Below are 17,132 nucleotides of genomic sequence, written 5' to 3'. Positions count from 1 at the left end.
GAGATGTCAGCATCGAACAAACCCGTCATCGTCTACGGCGCCAGCGGCTTCACGGGCCGGATCGTCTGCGAATACCTCCGACAATATGGTGTTCCATTCATTGCCGCCGGACGCAATGAGCAGCGGCTGAAGGACTCGATGGCCACAAACGTCCCCGGAATCGAGACCGCCGACTTCGAGGTCAGGGCCGTTGAGAACGAAGTGGCAGCGCTCACCGAGCTCTTCTCCGGAGCCGAGGTCGTCATCAACACCGTCGGCCCCTTCAGCAAGTACGGACCCACAGTCGTCCAGGCGGCTCTCGACGCCAAAGTCCACTACTCCGATACCTCGGGTGAGCAGGACTGGCTGATCACCTGCCAAGAGCGGTTCGGTGAGCAGTTCGCCGCAAAGGACAGGCTGCTCTCGCCCGGTCTGGCCCAGATGTACACGATCGGCGAGATCGCGGCGAACCTCTGCCTCGACAAACCCGGCCTCGATACCTTGGATATCGCGGTGTTCTGGGGCGGCAGTCCGACGATCGCATCGACGCAGACGATCCTCGTCAACGCAGCGACCTCGAAGGCGTACTACCTCGAGCGCAATGCCTACACCGAATTCGACCCGAATGAAGGGCTCGTCCCGCTCGTCGTTCCCGGCCAGCACGAACTCGCGCAGTCGCTTCCCTGGGGCGGCACGAGCCACCCAGTGTGGTTCAAGAACGATCCGCGGGTTGCCAATGTCAAGGCACAGGGCGGGGTCTTCAACACGCCGCTCATGCGGGGTGTCCCGGTCATCGTGGCCAATGCCCTCGAGCAGACGAAGGACATGTCCGATGACGAACGTGACGCGGTCCTCACCGAGATGGCTGCGCAGGTGATGAGCGAGATGCCGCCGCGGGAGAATCCACTGGTGAACAAGTCACTCGACTCGGTCCACGCGAGCGGACCGCTCGGCAGAGCGCACTGCGTCATCCATGGCAACAGCAACTATCAGCAGACCGGGCTGCTCCAGGCCTACTTCGCGTATCACCTGCTTCAGCAGCCACCTCGGCGAGTGGGCTTCGCTTCGGGATGCCAGGCATTCGGGCACAAGGAGCTCCTCGGGGTGCTGAGGGAGTTCGGCCTCGTCGCCGAACCGGTGCTCACGGTGCAGAACTGAGTCAGGGGATCGAGAATCATGAGACTCGCGGACTTCCTCGACAAGGGAGCGACCATCGACCCCGAAGCTGCGTGTCTAACCACGGACGGTCAGACACGCAGCTATGCGCAGGTACAGGAGCTGTCGTACGAGATCGCCGCCGGGCTCGCTGCGAGACACGTGGCGCCCGGTGACAAGGTGGCCATCATCTCGAGTAACGATCCCACGGCCTTCACCTGCGTATTCGGCATCAGCCGCCTCGGCGCGGTGTGGTGTCCGATCAACCCGCGCAACGAAGCTGCAGAGAATCGCGAGCTGTTGGAGCTTTCTGACTGTCGGGTCGTCATTTTCGCCGGTGCGTATGCGCAGCTCGTCGAGAAGATCAGAGCCGACCTGCCACTCGTCCACACCTGGGTGTGCCTCGATGGGGCAGCGGACGGGGCGCTGACATGGGAAGCCTTTCTCGGCAGCGGTGGAGACACTGCGGCCGAGACAGAGCCTGTCGACGATCTCGCGATGGTCGTCGGCACCGGAGGCACGACGGGGCGGCCGAAGGGCGTCATGCTGTCCAATCGCAGTCTTGAGACGATGACGGCACTGACCCTGATGTCCTATCCGTTTACCGCGCGACCGGTGTATCTGGCGATGGCTCCGCTCACCCACGCCGCGGGAGTGCTGTGCTTCCCGATTCTGGCGCTTGGTGGGGAGATCGTCATCATGCGTACTGCCGACGTCGGGCAGTTCCTCACGAACGTCGAGTCGCACCGGGTGACTCATTCGTTCCTGCCGCCGACGATCGTGTACATGATCCTCGCCGAGGAAGGACTCGATTCCACGGACCTCAGTTCGCTGGAATGCCTGTGGTACGGAGCCGCTCCGATGTCTCCCGTGCGGCTGGAGGAAGCACTCGAGCGAATAGGCCCCGTCATGGCGCAGCTGTTCGGGCAGACGGAGGCTCCGATGATGGTCTCCACCCTGGCGCCACAGGACCACTTTCTCCCTGATGGGTCGGTGGCCACGGGCCGTCTGCGTTCTGCGGGCAGGCCCACGCCGCTGTGCACGGTGGCGATCATGGATGTCGACGGCGCACTCCTGCCTCGCCGTGAGCGCGGCGAGATCGTCGTCCGCGGCTCACTCGTCATGGACGGCTACTATAAGAATCCCGCAGCCACCGAGGAGGCCTCTCGCTTCGGATGGCACCACACCGGTGACATCGGTTACCTCGATGACGATGACTTCCTCTACGTCGTGGACCGGGCCAAGGACATGATCATCACCGGCGGGTTCAACGTCTACTCCACCGAAGTGGAGCAGGCACTGCTCTCGCACTCGGAGGTGCAGGACTGTGCCGTCATTGGTCTTCCCGATGACCACTGGGGTGAGAAGGTCGCCGCTGTCGTCCAGTTGCGCCGAGGCGGTGAGGTGACGATGGAGGAGCTGCGTGCCCACGTCAAAGCCCGGATCGGCAGTGTGAAGACCCCGAAGCACATCGAGGCCTGGTCGGATCTGCCGAGGTCCAAGGTCGGGAAGGTACTCAAGGTCGATATCCGCGACGAGCTGCTTCAGGAGGGTCAGCCGGTCACCCGTCCTGGTGGACGAGCTGAATGAGGTTGCCGACGGTCTCGTCGAGCACCGCCGTGGTGATCGGTCCCATCGTCGTGGGTACCTGAGTGAAGGTGACGCCGAGGCGGCTCAGCCGCTCATACTCGGCTTGGACGTCATCGATGGTGAACTGATGCATCGGGATCCCGTCGGCCACGAGCGCCTCGGTGAAGGGAACCACTGCGGGATGCGAATTGGGCTCGAGGACGATCTCTACGCCGTCGGGATCCTCCGGGGAGACCACAGTGTCGATGAGGTGGTGTCGGAAGACTGTCAAGCCCGGTGCCCCGAACTCGGTTTTTCGTCAACGGAGGTTGGGAAATCCCGCACCGGCTGACGGGCTGACTGCATAGTGCCAGGGCCCGTTGGGCGAAAACATAGAGACATGACTTCTTCACAGCATCCTGCCGCAGCGCAGCAGCCCGCCCACCAGCACCCTGCCATCATCACCGCCGGCAACGTCACGAAGCACTTCAACCAGACGTATGCTCTCGCCGGAGTCGACCTCACGATCGGTCTCGGCGATTCCCTGGCCATCATGGGACCCTCCGGCTCCGGCAAGACGACTCTTCTGCACTGCCTGGCCGGCATCATCAGTCCCGACAGCGGCCGCATCCGACTCTCGCCGACCGACCGCAGCGCCGCCGCCGAGATCACCTCCCTCAAGGAATCCGGCCGCACCGCTCTGCGCCGCGAGGTCTTCGGCTTCGTCTTCCAACAGGGACTGCTCCTGCCCGAACTCACCGCCATCGACAATGTCGCGCTCGCCGCCATGCTCGCAGGCATGAACCGCTCGGACGCCACCCAGCACGCCAGGGCCTGGCTCGACCGTCTCGGCCTGAGCGAGCACGGACACAAGCGGATCGGACAGCTCTCCGGCGGCCAGGCTCAGCGCGTGGCTATCGCCCGCGCCCAGGTCACCCAACCTGTCGTCACCTTCGCCGACGAACCGACCGGCGCCCTCGACTCGCGCACCTCGAATGAGGTCCTCACCGAGCTGCTGGGCTCCACTGTCGGCCGCGGCTCCACTCTCGTCGTCGTCACCCACGATGAGAACGTCGCCGCCCGCTGCTCCCGTGTCGTCAGACTCGCCGACGGCCGCATCGTCGCCGACTCGGCAATGCAGGAAGCCGCACACTGATGAATATCCTTCCCGTCCTCCTGTCCAAACAGTCCCTGACCTCGACGACGTCGCGGCTCGTCGGGATCGCCTTCTTCTCCTGCTCGACGATCTTCCTCACCGTGGCCGCCGGCGCCTGGGCATTCATCGACCGCCCCGACGTCTCCGGATACGCCGAGGTGGCCGAGCTGTACCAGCTCCTCGCCGTCCTCGCCACGGTCTTCCTCATCGTGCCCGCGACCAGCCTCGGGGTCGCCTCGGCGAAATTGAGCGCCCGCCGTCAGGACGAGCGACTCTCGACCCTGTCCCTGCTCGGGGCGCAACGCGGCACGATCCGCCTCATCGCCGTCGCCGAACCCTTCGTCCCCGCCTCGCTGGGCATCTTCGCCGGAATCGGCGGCTATCTGCTGGTCGCCTGGCCGCTGAGTTTCATCACGTTCGTCGGCGAACCCCTGGGCTACCAGGCACTGCTCTTGCCGGTCTGGCTGCTCGCCGCGGTCATCGTGGGCCTCCTGGCGGTCTGCCTGATCGCCTCGCTCATCGGCCTGCGCAAGATCCAGGTCTCCCCGCTGGGCGTGCGCACCCGGTCGCTGCCCCGGAGATTCCCCCTGGCCCGCGTCATCGCGGCCATCGTGCTCATCCTCATCGTGGCCATCGCGACCTATGTCTCCACCCAGATGGAGCTGCCGATGGCGGTCACGATCATGTACAGCATCGCCACGATCGGCATCACGCTCCTGCTCATCAGCGTCCTCGGCGTCCTGTGCATCCGCGTCCACGCCGGCATCGCCGGCAGAATCGCCCGCGGTCCCGCCTCGGTGATGGCGGCGGGAATGATCGCCGACGCTCCCGGACAGTACTGGCGTCGGGTCGCCGGGCTGGCGATGATCACCTTCATCGCCGTCGTCGGCGGGGCGGGAACGGCGATGATGCGCAGCGGTCAGGAGGACTTCTCCGCCGAGGACCGCGCGGTCATGGGCCCGTACGTCCACCTCGGCGACGATATCTTCACCGGACTCATCCTCACCCTGGTCATCGCCTTCGTCCTCGTCATCGTCTCGGCCACGATCAACCAGGCCGCAGACATCCTCGACCGGGCCACGACCTACCGCGAGCTCCACGCCGCCGGAATGACCCAGCAGATGATGCACCGGGTGACCGTCAACGCCGTGATGTCGCCGATCCTGCTGGTCACCGTCGTCTCCCTGTTCCTCGGCGGAATCCTCGCCTGGCTCATGGCTTCGGTGAGCGACCTCGGCGATCCGTTCACCATCGGAACCGTCGCCGCCGTCCTCGTGGCCGGGGTTGCGATGGTATGGCTGGGGCTGCAGGTCACCCGCCCGCTCGTCCGCCGGGTCACCGAGATCGATCCCCACAACCGCACCCTCGCCGAGGCGGCACCCGAGAACCGGGCCACCGCCGAGGCGACCATGGCCTGAGAGGAGACCCGATGTCCACGTCCTTCGCAGCAGTTCCCCTCGTCCTCGGGCGGAGATCGCTGACCTCGGCGAGCTCTGTGCTCGTGGCCGCCGCGTTCTTCGCGTGTGCCACGCTGTTCCTCACCGTGGCGGCCGGGACCTGGATGTTCTTCCAGATCCCACCGAGCCCCGATCCCGCGGACGAGGGCCTCGACATCATGTACAAGACCCTCGCAGCCCTGGCTACGGCTCTGCTGATCATCCCCGCCTCCACCCTGGCTTCGGCCTCGGCGACCCTGTCGGCACGCCGGCAGGACGAAAGGCTGTCGACGATGTCGCTGCTCGGGGCCCGACGCTCCCAGATCACGGCGCTCGCCGTGGCCGAACCGCTGATCCCGGCCCTGGCCGGCATCATCCTCGGGGTGCTCGGGTATCTCGGACTGGCGCTGCCGGTCAGCTTCATCCACTTCATGGGCGAGCCCATCGGGTACGCGAACATGCTCATGCCCGCGTGGCTCATCCTCGTCGTTGTCGTCTTCCTGGCCCTGGTCTGCGCGGGATCGGCTCTGCTGGGTCTGCGCAAGGTCGCGGTCTCTCCGTTGGGTGTGCGGACGAAGAGTCTGGAGCGGAAGCTCCCCGTGGCCAAGATCATCGTCACGGTGCTCGTGATCTGCCTGCTGCCGGTCGTGTACGCGCTCACCCAGAGCGGCGGTCTCGGCGTGGGGATCGTGCTCGGCGCGGTGGTCGGATTCTTCGCTCTCGGGCTGGTCGTCGTCGACCTCCTTGGCGGGCTCCTCGTCCGCTGGTTCGCTCACCTGTCCGGTCGGCGGGCCGCCACCCCGGAGCGCCTCATCGCGGCTCGCCTGGTCTCCGACGAACCCAAACGGTTCTGGCGACGCGTTTCCGGACTCGCGATGGCTTCGTTCACCGCGGCCGTCTGCGGGTCGGGGGTGGCGCTGATGCAGCTCGGCCTCGACGCCGCCGAGGACGACCCGGCAACGATGGGCACTTCCGATATCAACCTCTTCCACGACATGTTCACCGGGGTGCTGCTCGTCATGGGCATCGCGATCGTGCTCATCGCCGTGTCCGCGGTGATTAACCAGGTCGCCGATATCTATGACCGAGCCGACACCTTCTCCGACCTTTATGCCGCGGGCGCCGATCCTCAGCTGCTGCACCGCGCGCTGGTGTGGGCCGTCATGGCCCCGGCGATCTGGGTGTCCCTGCTGGCAGGAGGGCTCGGGCTGCTGCTCGTCCTGCCCCTGGCCGGAGCCGCGCTCGTGTTCAAGCCGGTCACCTTCCTCACGATCCTGCTCACAGTGGTCGTCGGCATCGGCATCATCCGTGGTGGGCTGCAGCTGACGAAGCCGATTCTGCACTCCGTGGCCACGGCCGGGAGGACGCGGGACTGAAGTTTCTGTGTCAGTGCCGCGTCCTAGGATGGTCGGCACCGGTTCGGCGGAAGTGGTCGGGCCGGTGGGACCCTCCTCGGGTCTCCGGGTACAGTTGGAGCGCACCATCTGCGGGTGCGTGTCGACGCGGCTGTGTAGGAAGAGGAACTGAAGTGAGCAACGACCAGGGCTATGACGGTCTGAGGACCCCTCCGCAGGACGTCGAAGCCGAGCAGAGCGTGCTCGGTGCGATGCTTCTGTCGAAGGACGCCATCGCCGACTGCGTCGAGACGATGAAGGGCGACGACTTCTACAAGCCCGCTCACGAAACCATCTACGAGGCGGTCCTCGACCTCTACTCCCGGGGTGAGCCCGCGGACTCGGTGACGGTGGCGAACTACCTGACGAAGACCGGCGACCTCGCCCGCGTCGGCGGTGCCGCCTACCTGCACACCCTCATCTCGTCGGTCCCGACCGCCGCCAACGCCGGCTACTATGCCGCGATCGTCAGCGAACAGGCCGTGCTGCGCCGCCTCGTCGAGGCCGGCACCCGCATCGTGCAGATGGGCTACGACGCCGAAGGCGATACCGATGACGTCGTGAACTCCGCTCAGGCGGAGATCTACAAGGTCACCGAACGCCATACGACAGAGGATTACGTCATCCTCTCCGACATCCTCGGCGAGGTGGCCCAGGAGATCGAACGCAACGGCAACACCGATGGGCAGACCGCGGGTGTGCCCACCGGTTTCACCGAGTTCGACAACCTCACCAACGGTCTGCATCCGGGCACGATGATCGTCATCGCCGCGCGTCCCGGTGTCGGCAAGTCGACTCTGGCGCTCGACTTCATCCGTTCGGCCGCGATCCACAATGATGCGGCCGCTGTGTTCTTCTCGCTCGAGATGGGCAAGAACGAACTCGTCATGCGTCTGCTCTCGGCCGAGTCGGAGATTCCGCTGCAGAACCTGCGCCGCGGCGAGCTCAGTCCGCACGACTGGACGACGCTGGCCGCGACCGAGGCCCGGATCAACAATGCGCCGCTGTTCGTCGACGATTCGCCGAACATGGCGCTGACCGAGATCCGCGCGAAGTGCCGCCGGCTCAAGCAGCAGCACAATCTGCAGATGGTCTGCGTCGACTACCTGCAACTGATGTCCTCGGGCAAGCGCGTCGAGTCCCGTCAGCAGGAGGTCTCGGAGTTCTCCCGTTCGCTCAAGCTGCTGGCCAAGGAGCTCGAGGTGCCGGTCATCGCACTGTCTCAGCTCAACCGAGGCAGCGAGCAGCGCACGGACAAGCGGCCGATGATCTCGGATCTGCGTGAGTCCGGTTCGATCGAGCAGGACGCGGATATGGTCCTCCTCATCCACCGTGAGGACATGTACGACAAGGAACACGAACGCGCCGGTGAGGCCGACATCATCGTCGCCAAGCACCGTGCCGGTCCGACGATGGACATCCCCGTGGCGTTCCAGGGCGCGAAGTCCCGATTCGTCAACATGCCGCAGTGACGAACGGGGCTTGAATGGACGCCTACTGGATGCGCGGCAAGTGGGGTGACGGCGGGAAGAGTGAGCGCCGCTGGAACCAGGGCAGCCGGAATCCGCTGACCATCATCATCACCGGTGCTGTCTTCTTCGTCGGCACGGGTGCGGTCTTCACGATCGGATACCTGTATCCGGACCAACTGCTGTTCACGATCATCCTCGGATGCTTCGTGTTCCTCGGCGTCACTCTGGCGATGCGCAGGTTCATGGGACACACGCCGGCGTATTGGTACACCGGACCGTTCGTGGCCATTGCACTCATCGGCACTGTGATGCTCGGCGAGGATCTTGCTTTGTCTCAGGCGGGCGAACTCACCGAGGTGGTCGTCGCCGATCACAAAGTCGAGCAGAAGACCGTGCACAGTTCCAATCCGCCCAGGTCGCGGCAGGTCTATGTTCATACCTACAGCCTCGAACGCACCGACGGCACCCCCGTCGCCGAACCGCTGATCTACCGCGGCAAGGACGGATACGACGACTTCGATGAGGGCGACACGATCTCCGTCCTCATCGATCCGGAGGGGAAGGCACCGACCAAACCGGCCGAAGACGTGGATCTGCCTGCCGATATCGGCATCCTCGTCACCGGACTGGTCACCTCGGGGATCGTGTTCCTCATCTGTCTGATCGTCGTGCTGCTGCGCTGGACGCGCTCGCCGTCGCAGCAGCACGTGCGCTGACGAGGCCGCACTTGTTGCAGGTGTGCCACCATGGCAGGCATGGACACCACTCCTAACGATCTGCTCGTGCTGCTGGCCGTCTCCCGCACCGCCAAATTCACGACGGCGGCACACAACCTCGGGCTCACCCACTCGACGGTCTCCCGCCGCATCGCCGCGTTGGAGAAGTCCTTGGGCGGACGCGTTCTGGCTCGCTCGGATGACGGATGGGAGCTGACCGACCTCGGGGAACGAGCCGTTGCGGTGGCCGAACAGATGGAGACCGCGGTCGCCGAACTCGAGAGTCCCGGCCAGGGCCCGGAGACGGTGTCCGGAGTGGTGCGGATGACCGCGACGGATGGGTTCAGCGCCTATGTTGCCTCCCCGGCGGTCGCGAAGCTGCGACGTCGGCATCCTGGGCTGAGTGTCGAGATCGTCACCGTCACCAGGCAGGCCCTGCAGCAGCGGTCCGGTCTCGATATCGAGGTCGTCGTCGGCGAACCGCGCGTGCACCGGGCGGAGGCGATCGAGCTCGGTGACTACGAACTCGGTCTCTACGCCTCGCGTGACTATCTCGCGGCCAACGGCACCCCCGCCTCGGTGGAGGAAGTCAGCGACCACCGGCTCGTCTATTTCGTCGATTCCATGCTCCAGGTCGACGACCTCGATGCGCCGAGGCGGCTGTTTCCCGAGATGAAGGATGCACTGACCTCGACGAACGTTTTCGTTCACGTCGAAGCGACGCGTGCGGGTGCCGGAATCGGCTTCCTCCCGTGTTTCATGGCCGACCGTCACCCCGACCTCGTGCGACTCTTCCCAGAATTGGTGGCCGAGCGACTGCCCTACTGGATGGTGCTCAGACCCGATTCGATGCGGCGACCGGCGATCGCCGCCGTCGTCCAGGGACTCAAGGATGAGATGCTCGCCCACCAGGCTGCTCTCGAAGGCCGGAAGTTGCCCCGGTGAGACTGCGCGACCAGGATATGAGCATGAACCAGCCCCAAACTGACATCGGCGACGAGCTGGTCGGACGTCGCATCGTGCTCACAGCTCAGCGGCGCGCGGAACAGCTCGCCTCCGCCCTCGAGCGTCACGGTGCCAAGATCGTGCACGCCCCGACCCTTTCCGTCATTCCTCACATCGATGACCCTGAACTCGTCACACGCACCCGTGAACTCATCGAGGCCCGGCCGGACATCGTCGTGGTCACGACCGGCGTCGGATTCACCGGCTGGGGTGACGTGGCTGAAGCCGCGGGTCTGCACGAGGAGTGGCACTCGATGCTCGCCGGAGCACGGATATACGCTCGCGGCCCCAAGGCACGCGGAGCGATTCAAGCGGCCGGACTGAGGGCTCACTGGGTCGCCGAATCCGAGACGAGCGCAGAGATCCAGCAGGTCCTCCTCGGCGAGGGCGTGGACGGTCAGCGCATTGCCGTACAGCATCACGGTGCAGGAGCCGACGGACTTGATGAGGCCTTCGCCGCAGCAGGCGCCGATGTCCGTTCTCTCGTCATCTACCGGTGGGGCCCGGCCCCCGATCCGGCGGCCGTGGTCGACGCGGCCCGAATCGTCGCGGAGCGCAGGTGCGATGCCGTGGCCTTCACCTCAGCACCCGGGGCGGCAGCATTTCTCACCGCGGCCGAGGAACACGGACTGCTGTCGGCCGTGATCGAGGCGTTCAACGAATCGGTGGTGGCGGCAGCAGTCGGCGACGTCACCGCGGCACCGCTGCATGAACAGGGCATCAGAACCGTGATTCCCGAGCGATTCCGACTCGGAGCCCTCGCTCGCGTGCTGATCAGCGAACTCGCCGAATGATCTCAGTCTGACGCGAATTCGATGTCGACGGCGTCTGCCCCGCGCAGTGTGCCGATCGCCTCTGCCTCAGCGGTCAGTGCGCTCTTCACCGACTTCGGGACGGTGCCGAACGGTGCGATCGTCATGCTCAGTCGTCGATTCCGCTTCCGCGCCCTCCAGGTCCCCGCGATCCGGCCGTCGACCAGCAGCGCTCCTGGATCGCCCACGGTCTTCCAGATCTCCCGATGGAACTCCTTGGACGCGATCGTCTCCCGATCCCGCATCTGCGTGTAGGGATCGTGTGGGGGAAGCAGACGGACGCTGTGCGGAAGCTGCGCGCGATGCAGCTGATCGACATCCTCGGCGAGCATCCAGGTCCGTCGCCCGCGATCGATTTCGGTGATCTCTCCGGCGATCAGGTCCCACCAGGGTGTCGCCTCCGTGGACCGGATTCCGATCCACACGGCGAAGTCGGCGCGTGTCGACGGTCCATAGCAGTGCAGATAACGCCGCAGCAGTTCGGACCTGGCCCGGTCGCGTTTGCCCTCGTCGGATGCGGTCGAGGGCAGCGAACGCGGATCGACCCATTCGTCGAGCAGAACGAACGGAGCCGTGTTTCCATCGCGCGGGGCGAAGCAGAGGATCTGCCGCAGAGTGAGCAGTCGAATGCAGAAGTGGATCACGCCGGCACCGAGGCTCTGGCCCTTCGCATACGGGCCCTGAGATTCCCATGTGCTTCGCTGTTTCGTCGTCAGGGAGTCTGCGAGCACGTCGGCGAGTTCCTCGCCGAGCTCGGTGATCGTCATCCTCCGCCCTCTGAGCACCCCGGCGACCTCCTGCTCGACCCGATCGAGGATCTGGCTCAGCGGGATCCCGAGCGAATCGACCGACTGTTCGACTCCGAGGACGAAATGGCGCATCGCCTTCTCATTCGTCGGTTCGACCCCGGTGGTGAAGACCGGGAGATCGGCAGCGGGAAAGAAATGGGGTGCCCCTCGCATGCACCAGCTCTGCAGCAGCGACTTCTCCTCTTCGACGGCCGAAGCAAACGCTGTCGCACTCATGTCCTCGACCCGCGCATGGAGTGCGGTCAGCGCGGATCCCGGTGGGCTGTTCTGGATGCCGCAGGCTCCCGCGGCCTCAGTGAGTGAGTTGCGGCTGAGTCGCTCATCGAGGTGATGGGCGCGGAGGCGGAAGGCGATGATCTCGTCGTTCGTCGCGGAGTCGGCCATGTGCCCAGGCTAGCTCAGGACCCGTGTTTGAATGGGGCCACGTGCTCGGCCGGCATCTGGTGCGTGCACGACCACAATGAGAAGGGACGACGATGACGCGAACGATGCAGGTCAGCGACAGTATGGTGATCAAAGCCGACGCCGCCGGGCTCTGGGAGCAGATCGCCGATCCGACCCAGATGGCCCGATGGAGCCCGGAGAACACGGGCGCAAGCACGCGCACGACTGCAGGTCCGCTGCAGACAGGCGACGTCTTCGAAGGCACGAACCGTCGCGGGCCGGCGACGTGGGTGACCGAATGCGTCGTCACCGAATCTGTGCCCGGCAAACGGTTCGCCTTCACCGTGCGCCGGATCGGGCCCCGAACTCCGAGCATCGAAGGGGCGAACGCGAGTTGGGCATACGAGTTCGAGGACCTCGGTGGGGCGACTCGAGTGACGGAGTCGTGGACAGACGATCGTCGCGGTTGGCCCGACTGGCTGGCCCGGGTCTTCGACCACATCGTCACACGTGGGAGGAGCTTCGCGGACTTCCAGCGATTGAACATTCGCCGGACGCTCACGACCATGAAAGACGATTTCGAACGCGAAGGATGACTTCGACAATTGAAAGAGGACGTCGCACAGCGGTGACGTGATCGAAACGAGGGCGAAACAACTCCTCGCTACTCTGATCGCATGACAGCGACGGCACAGTCCACAGAGAGCTCCGCCCGCCACGATGTGGAGGGGATGAACTTCTATACCCGCAAATGGGTGCGGCCTGAGGACCTCAACGCCAACGGCTCCCTCTTCGGCGGCAGCCTGCTGAGGTGGATCGACGAGGAGGCCGCGATCTACGCGATCATCCAGCTCGGCAACCATCGAGTTGTCACGAAGCTGATCTCGGAGATCGACTTCCAGGCTTCGGCGAGGGAAGGCGATCTCATCGAGATGGGACTCATTGCTACCCAGTTCGGGCGTACGTCGCTGACGATGAAGGCGAGGGTGCGCAATATGATCACCCGGAAGACGATCCTCAGCATCGAGAAGATCGTATTCGTCGGAGTCGACGAGGACGGCACACCGGTTCCACACGGGTACACGACGATCACCTACGATCGCGACCGAATGCCCCACCCATAGCCGTAGACACGCTCGGTGCTGCGAGAGTGATGCGCAGAGGTGCCCTGACAGGGTATCCCTCTCAGATGAGAACGCGTCTAGCCTGGAGAATATGGACAACCGGGCCGAAGTACGCGAATTCCTCATGTCACGGCGGGCGAAGATCACCCCTGATCGGGTCGGCCTTCCCACCCACGGCACGAGGCGAGTGCCGGGCCTGCGTCGCAGCGAGGTCGCGGCCCTGGCCGGACTGAGCGTCGAGTACTACTCGAAACTCGAACGGGGCGCGATCGGAGGGGCTTCCGCGGCTGTCCTCGAAGCGCTCGCCGAGGCTCTGCTGCTCAACGACACCGAGCGGGGCCTCCCCACAATCGCGGAATCCAGGACCTCGTCGGCGAACTCTCGACTCAGAGCGAGACGTTCCGAACCCTGTGGGCCCAACATGATGTCCGCACGCACGGGACGGGGATGAAGCGCTTCAACCATCCGGTCGTGGGCGAGCTCGTCCTCGCCTTCGAGGAGCTGCGGATCACCGCCGAAGACGGCCTCGCCCTCCTCATCTACACAGCAGAACCTGGCTCGGAATCGGAGCAGAAGCTGCGTCTGCTCGCCTCGTGGGCGGCGCCGACGACCGAGACCGAACGACCACCCGAGAACCAACTTCCTGAGAACAGAGGACACCGTTCATGAGCCACCGCATTCTCCCAACGACACCGACAGCGAAGAACCCGCCCGAGCAATTCAGCGGCGATGTGTGGGTCGACCCCATCGCCTCCCCGCAGGAGGATGGTCAGACCATGGTCGTCGCACGGGTCCGATTCGCCCCCGGCGCACACACTGCATGGCATTCGCACGCCAAGGGTCAGACTCTGCACGTGACCAGCGGAACCGCTCTGTTCGGCACACGCGACGGTGACGTGATCGAGGCCCGCCCGGGGCAGACCGTCTACTGTCCGGCAGGCGAGGAACACTGGCACGGAGCCGCCCCCGAGACATTCATGGAACACATCGCCATGCTCGAGAACGCCGAGGATCCCGCTCAGACGACCACCTGGCTCGAGCACGTGGACGAGGCGGACCTGAATCGTCCGCGAGGCTGAGCCCCACGACCAGAACCGAACAGCAGCGAACAGCCGAACTTCTCAAGGAGAGAACAATGCGCGGAGTGATCATGCACGAACCCGGCGACGTCCGGGTCGAAGAACGACCCGATCCGACCATCGAGGCACCCACTGATGCCGTCATCCGGATCGTGGCCGCGTGCGTCTGCGGATCGGACCTGTGGCCCTACCGTGGTGCCGACGCACCGGATCAGCAGCTCATGGGCCACGAATACGTCGGCATCGTCGAGGAAGTCGGCGACGAGGTTCGCACCGTTGCACCCGGTGACTTCGTCGTCGGATCATTCGTCATCTCCGATAACACCTGCCCGATCTGCACCGCCGGCTACCAGTCCCGCTGCGTCAACGGAATCTTCGTCGACGGCGGGATCGGCACCCAGGCCGAATTCGCTCGCATTCCCCATGCCGACGGCACCCTGGTCGCCACGCCGGGACAGCCTGATGACGATCTCATCCCGTCGCTGCTGGCCGCATCCGATGTGCTCGGCACCGGGTGGTTCGCCGCAGATGCCGCCGAGGTGGGCCCCGGTAAGTCGGTCGCCGTCATCGGCGACGGCGCTGTCGGACTGATGGGAGTCCTTGCCGCCAAGCAGATGGGAGCGGAGACGATCATCGCCATGACCCGTCACGTCGACAGGCAGAACCTCGCCCGCGAATTCGGTGCCACCCACATCGTCGAAGAACGCGGCGACGAGGGCGTGGCGAAGATCAGAGAGCTCACCGACGGACTCGGCGTCCACAGCGCCATCGAGGCAGTCGGCTCACAGGAATCGATGATGCAGGCGATCCGGTCGACCCGACCCGGCGGTCATGTCGGCTATGTCGGTGTCTCACACGATGTCGAGCTGCCCGGAGGAGAACTGTTCTTCGGTCTGGTTCATCTGCACGGCGGGCCCGCACCGGTTCGTCGCTTCCTGCCGGACCTTATCGAACTCATCTGGAACCGAGAGATCGACCCGGGTAAGGTCTTCGACCAGACGATGAGCCTCGACGACGCCGCGGCCGCCTATTCGGCCATGGACAGCCGCGAAGCCGTCAAGGTCCTGCTGCGGCCCTGATCTCTTCATCTGTCAGTACAGGAAAGGTGACACCGTGGACACAGCAGATCTGCTGAAAGCCCTCAACGCCGGAGAGATGATCACGGGCGGCTCGCCTCTTCATGAGGTCATGCACCGCACCAGCCAGGAAGCCCTGCGCATCACGGCGGAAATCAACGGCAGCTACCATGAACCCGATGAGGTTCGCGCGCTGCTGGCCGAGCTGACGGGACGCCCGGTCGATCCGACTGTGACCATGTTTCCCCCGTTCCACACGGACTTCGGGAAGAACATCACCTTGGGGCAGCGGATCTTCATCAACTCCGGGTGCAGCTTTCAGGACCAGGGCGGGATCACGATCGGCGATGACACGCTCATCGGACACAACACGGTTCTCGCCACCCTCAATCATGGGATGGAGCCGGACCGTCGTGCGGACATGCACCCGTCTCCGATCGTCATCGGACGCAATGTCTGGATCGGGTCGAACGTGACTGTCCTGCCAGGCATCACCATCGGTGATGACGCCGTCGTCGCCGCGGCGTCTGTGGTGACCAGAGACGTTCCGGCTCGCGCCGTCGTCGTCGGCTCACCGGCACACGTCGTGCGCACGATCGACGAGTGACTCACCCGACGAGGGAGCCTGCTGTCTCCGCGCGACCGATCACAGGCCACGTGGAGACTGCTCGGGGTCGCCGGTCGAAGCAGTTAGGGCTCAGCCGCCGAGGTAGGCCAAAGCGCCGACGACCTGCGCCTTCGTCGCGATCTCGAGAGTCGGCTCGAGTTCGGGGGCGAAGAACGGCGAATGATTGGCCGGAACATCCGTGAGCACGGTTCCGGCCTCCTCGGCGGCCTTGTACTTCTCGGCATCGAAGGAACCCACGAACCAGTAGGCGTAGGGAATGCCGAAGGCATTCGGCAGTTCGCTGAAGTCCTCCGACGCAGTCGCCGGGGTCGCCTCGAGCACCGCCTCGGTGCCGAAGAACTCGGTGAGCGCCGCGGTGATGGTGTCATTGACCGCTTCACTGTTGTCCGTCAGCGGGAACTGGTCGAAATACTCGAACGTCGGTTCCTTCGGGGTTCCGGCGGCCTCGCATTCGCCGCGGACGATCCGCTCGATCGATGCGATCACCCGCCCCGCACCGCGGTGTCGTAGGTGCGGACGTTGAGCAGCAGCTCGGCGCGGTCGGGGATGATGTTCGACTTCGATCCGGAGTTCGCCGCGCCGACCGTGACGACGGCGAACTCACTCGGTTCGGTCTCCCGGGACACGATCGTCTGCAGGCGCAGAACGATGGAGGCAGCGAGGACCACGGGGTCGACGGACAGGTGCGGCATGGACCCGTGGGCGCCGCGACCGAAGACCGTGATCTTCACCGAATCCCCGGCCGACATCACTGGTCCGGCAGCGGTGAAGATCTTGCCGGCCGGCAGCGGCATGACGTGCTGGGCCAGGGCCACATCGGGGGTCGGAACCTTGTCCGTCAGCCCGTCATCGATCATCGCCTTCGCCCCGGCCGCGTTCTCCTCTGCCGGTTGGAAGAGCGCGATATACGTGCCTGACCAGGCATCTTGGTTCTCTTTGAGCAGCCGGACCGCGCCGAGCAGAGCGGCGGCATGCATATCGTGACCGCAGGCGTGCATGACACCGTCGACCTCGGACGCGAAGTCGAGGCCGGTGTCCTCGGTGACGGGGAGAGCATCGATATCGGCTCGTGCGAGAACGGTCGGTCCGGTGCCGTTGTCGATGACGGCGACCAGACCGGTGGCGGAGATCCGGGTGACCTCGAGGCCGAGTCCCTCGAGTTCGGCCGCGATGCGATCGGCGGTCTTGTGCTCGTCGAGGCTGACCTCAGGATTGCGGTGAAGGTCTTTGTAGACCTCGCGCTGCCAGTCGAGCTGGGAATCGATGGAGTCGAGGAATGAAGGTGTCGTCATCGTGTCTCCTGTTCAGGCGGCGGGTGGACTCTCCAGGCGCGGACGT

Annotated in this window: 18 protein-coding genes and 1 pseudogene; 15 read left to right on the top strand and 4 right to left on the bottom strand. The window is 65.0% G+C overall.

Translation table 11 applies throughout. The annotated features are described in order from the left end of the window. The first annotated feature begins 3 nt into the window (after positions 1-3). Positions 4-1,137 (top strand): DUF5938 domain-containing protein, encoded by a 1,134-nt coding sequence (locus tag ACOZ9V_RS18785; RefSeq protein ID WP_181272195.1) that lies wholly within the window; start codon positions 4-6, stop codon positions 1,135-1,137. 18 nt (positions 1,138-1,155) lie between these two features. Beyond that, positions 1,156-2,724 carry an AMP-binding protein gene (locus ACOZ9V_RS18780; RefSeq protein WP_181272196.1) on the top strand — a complete coding sequence of 523 codons (1,569 nt, stop codon included), beginning with the start codon at positions 1,156-1,158 and terminating at the stop codon, positions 2,722-2,724. Here the strand turns inward: ACOZ9V_RS18780 and ACOZ9V_RS18775 are convergent. Further along, positions 2,696-2,995, bottom strand: a complete 300-nt coding sequence (locus ACOZ9V_RS18775) for a VOC family protein (RefSeq protein ID WP_181272197.1) — start codon at positions 2,993-2,995, stop codon at positions 2,696-2,698. The genes ACOZ9V_RS18780 and ACOZ9V_RS18775 overlap by 29 nt on opposite strands. A gap of 108 nt (positions 2,996-3,103) precedes the next feature. On the opposite strand from ACOZ9V_RS18775, the gene ACOZ9V_RS18770 reads away from it, so the two are divergent. The 7 genes from ACOZ9V_RS18770 to ACOZ9V_RS18740 all read left to right on the top strand — a co-directional run bounded on the left by ACOZ9V_RS18770 (position 3,104) and on the right by ACOZ9V_RS18740 (position 10,676). After that, the gene (locus tag ACOZ9V_RS18770; RefSeq protein WP_181272198.1) at positions 3,104-3,859 is read left to right on the top strand and encodes an ABC transporter ATP-binding protein; all 756 of its coding nucleotides are present in this window, start codon (positions 3,104-3,106) and stop codon (positions 3,857-3,859) included. Further along, complete coding sequence (locus ACOZ9V_RS18765; protein ID WP_434592538.1) at positions 3,859-5,277, top strand: FtsX-like permease family protein; 1,419 nt, start codon at positions 3,859-3,861, stop codon at positions 5,275-5,277. Before ACOZ9V_RS18770 ends, ACOZ9V_RS18765 begins: the two co-directional genes overlap by 1 nt. Positions 5,278-5,288: 11 nt before the next feature. After that, complete coding sequence (locus tag ACOZ9V_RS18760) at positions 5,289-6,671, top strand: FtsX-like permease family protein (RefSeq protein ID WP_434592535.1); 1,383 nt, start codon at positions 5,289-5,291, stop codon at positions 6,669-6,671. 152 nt (positions 6,672-6,823) lie between these two features. Next, entirely contained in the window at positions 6,824-8,161 is a 1,338-nt protein-coding gene (dnaB, locus tag ACOZ9V_RS18755; protein ID WP_039211746.1) for a replicative DNA helicase, read from the top strand. 14 nt (positions 8,162-8,175) lie between these two features. Beyond that, positions 8,176-8,877: a hypothetical protein gene (locus ACOZ9V_RS18750; RefSeq protein ID WP_127365193.1), complete on the top strand. Its 702-nt coding sequence runs from the start codon at positions 8,176-8,178 to the stop codon at positions 8,875-8,877. 39 nt (positions 8,878-8,916) lie between these two features. After that, on the top strand, positions 8,917-9,822 hold the full coding sequence (locus ACOZ9V_RS18745; RefSeq protein WP_434592531.1) for a LysR family transcriptional regulator: 906 nt from the start codon (positions 8,917-8,919) through the stop codon (positions 9,820-9,822). A 23-nt stretch (positions 9,823-9,845) separates the two neighbouring features. Continuing rightward, positions 9,846-10,676 carry a uroporphyrinogen-III synthase gene (locus ACOZ9V_RS18740; RefSeq protein WP_434592528.1) on the top strand — a complete coding sequence of 277 codons (831 nt, stop codon included), beginning with the start codon at positions 9,846-9,848 and terminating at the stop codon, positions 10,674-10,676. A gap of 2 nt (positions 10,677-10,678) precedes the next feature. On the opposite strand, the gene ACOZ9V_RS18735 is transcribed toward ACOZ9V_RS18740, so the two are convergent. Continuing rightward, complete coding sequence (locus ACOZ9V_RS18735) at positions 10,679-11,887, bottom strand: winged helix DNA-binding domain-containing protein (protein ID WP_434592525.1); 1,209 nt, start codon at positions 11,885-11,887, stop codon at positions 10,679-10,681. 92 nt (positions 11,888-11,979) lie between these two features. Here ACOZ9V_RS18735 and ACOZ9V_RS18730 point away from each other — a divergent pair, with 92 nt between their 5' ends. From ACOZ9V_RS18730 to ACOZ9V_RS18705, 6 genes and pseudogenes are all read left to right on the top strand, one after another. Next, entirely contained in the window at positions 11,980-12,483 is a 504-nt protein-coding gene (locus ACOZ9V_RS18730; RefSeq protein WP_434592522.1) for an SRPBCC family protein, read from the top strand. A gap of 135 nt (positions 12,484-12,618) precedes the next feature. Next, positions 12,619-13,011: an acyl-CoA thioesterase gene (locus tag ACOZ9V_RS18725; protein ID WP_139909931.1), complete on the top strand. Its 393-nt coding sequence runs from the start codon at positions 12,619-12,621 to the stop codon at positions 13,009-13,011. Positions 13,012-13,102: 91 nt separating this feature from the next. Continuing rightward, positions 13,103-13,680 (top strand): annotated as a pseudogene (locus ACOZ9V_RS18720) (helix-turn-helix domain-containing protein). After that, positions 13,677-14,090, top strand: a complete 414-nt coding sequence (locus tag ACOZ9V_RS18715) for a (R)-mandelonitrile lyase (RefSeq protein WP_181272205.1) — start codon at positions 13,677-13,679, stop codon at positions 14,088-14,090. Before ACOZ9V_RS18720 ends, ACOZ9V_RS18715 begins: the two are co-directional and overlap by 4 nt. A gap of 56 nt (positions 14,091-14,146) precedes the next feature. Next, on the top strand, positions 14,147-15,169 hold the full coding sequence (locus tag ACOZ9V_RS18710; RefSeq protein ID WP_434592518.1) for a zinc-dependent alcohol dehydrogenase family protein: 1,023 nt from the start codon (positions 14,147-14,149) through the stop codon (positions 15,167-15,169). A 34-nt stretch (positions 15,170-15,203) separates the two neighbouring features. Further along, positions 15,204-15,773: a DapH/DapD/GlmU-related protein gene (locus ACOZ9V_RS18705; RefSeq protein ID WP_172173239.1), complete on the top strand. Its 570-nt coding sequence runs from the start codon at positions 15,204-15,206 to the stop codon at positions 15,771-15,773. A gap of 90 nt (positions 15,774-15,863) precedes the next feature. Here the strand turns inward: ACOZ9V_RS18705 and ACOZ9V_RS18700 are convergent, their stop codons facing one another. Beyond that, a complete protein-coding gene (locus tag ACOZ9V_RS18700) occupies positions 15,864-16,280 on the bottom strand; it encodes a hypothetical protein (protein WP_434592515.1) in 417 nt (138 codons plus the stop codon). Beyond that, the gene (locus ACOZ9V_RS18695; protein WP_434592512.1) at positions 16,277-17,086 is read right to left on the bottom strand and encodes an amidohydrolase; all 810 of its coding nucleotides are present in this window, start codon (positions 17,084-17,086) and stop codon (positions 16,277-16,279) included. The genes ACOZ9V_RS18700 and ACOZ9V_RS18695 overlap by 4 nt, the downstream gene beginning before the upstream one ends. Positions 17,087-17,132 lie beyond the last annotated feature (46 nt).

The organism is Brevibacterium sp. 1718, assembly GCF_051131255.1.
GTDB classification, from domain to species: Bacteria; Actinomycetota; Actinomycetes; order Actinomycetales; family Brevibacteriaceae; genus Brevibacterium; species Brevibacterium sediminis.
This window is presented reverse-complemented; position numbering and strand designations above follow the sequence as displayed.

What these genes read in the sequence shown, in the direction of transcription:
- ACOZ9V_RS18760 (WP_434592535.1), top strand. Translation starts at nt 5,289, where the DNA reads ATGTCCACGTCCTTCGCAGCAGTTCCCCTCGTCCTCGGGCGGAGATCG.
- ACOZ9V_RS18765 (WP_434592538.1), top strand. Translation starts at nt 3,859, where the DNA reads ATGAATATCCTTCCCGTCCTCCTGTCCAAACAGTCCCTGACCTCGACG.
- ACOZ9V_RS18745 (WP_434592531.1), top strand. Translation starts at nt 8,917, where the DNA reads ATGGACACCACTCCTAACGATCTGCTCGTGCTGCTGGCCGTCTCCCGC.
- ACOZ9V_RS18785 (WP_181272195.1), top strand. Translation starts at nt 4, where the DNA reads ATGTCAGCATCGAACAAACCCGTCATCGTCTACGGCGCCAGCGGCTTC.
- ACOZ9V_RS18735 (WP_434592525.1), bottom strand. Translation starts at nt 11,887, where the DNA reads ATGGCCGACTCCGCGACGAACGACGAGATCATCGCCTTCCGCCTCCGC.
- ACOZ9V_RS18730 (WP_434592522.1), top strand. Translation starts at nt 11,980, where the DNA reads ATGACGCGAACGATGCAGGTCAGCGACAGTATGGTGATCAAAGCCGAC.
- ACOZ9V_RS18695 (WP_434592512.1), bottom strand. Translation starts at nt 17,086, where the DNA reads ATGACGACACCTTCATTCCTCGACTCCATCGATTCCCAGCTCGACTGG.
- ACOZ9V_RS18750 (WP_127365193.1), top strand. Translation starts at nt 8,176, where the DNA reads ATGGACGCCTACTGGATGCGCGGCAAGTGGGGTGACGGCGGGAAGAGT.
- ACOZ9V_RS18770 (WP_181272198.1), top strand. Translation starts at nt 3,104, where the DNA reads ATGACTTCTTCACAGCATCCTGCCGCAGCGCAGCAGCCCGCCCACCAG.
- ACOZ9V_RS18725 (WP_139909931.1), top strand. Translation starts at nt 12,619, where the DNA reads ATGAACTTCTATACCCGCAAATGGGTGCGGCCTGAGGACCTCAACGCC.
- ACOZ9V_RS18715 (WP_181272205.1), top strand. Translation starts at nt 13,677, where the DNA reads ATGAGCCACCGCATTCTCCCAACGACACCGACAGCGAAGAACCCGCCC.
- ACOZ9V_RS18780 (WP_181272196.1), top strand. Translation starts at nt 1,156, where the DNA reads ATGAGACTCGCGGACTTCCTCGACAAGGGAGCGACCATCGACCCCGAA.
- ACOZ9V_RS18710 (WP_434592518.1), top strand. Translation starts at nt 14,147, where the DNA reads ATGCGCGGAGTGATCATGCACGAACCCGGCGACGTCCGGGTCGAAGAA.
- ACOZ9V_RS18740 (WP_434592528.1), top strand. Translation starts at nt 9,846, where the DNA reads ATGAACCAGCCCCAAACTGACATCGGCGACGAGCTGGTCGGACGTCGC.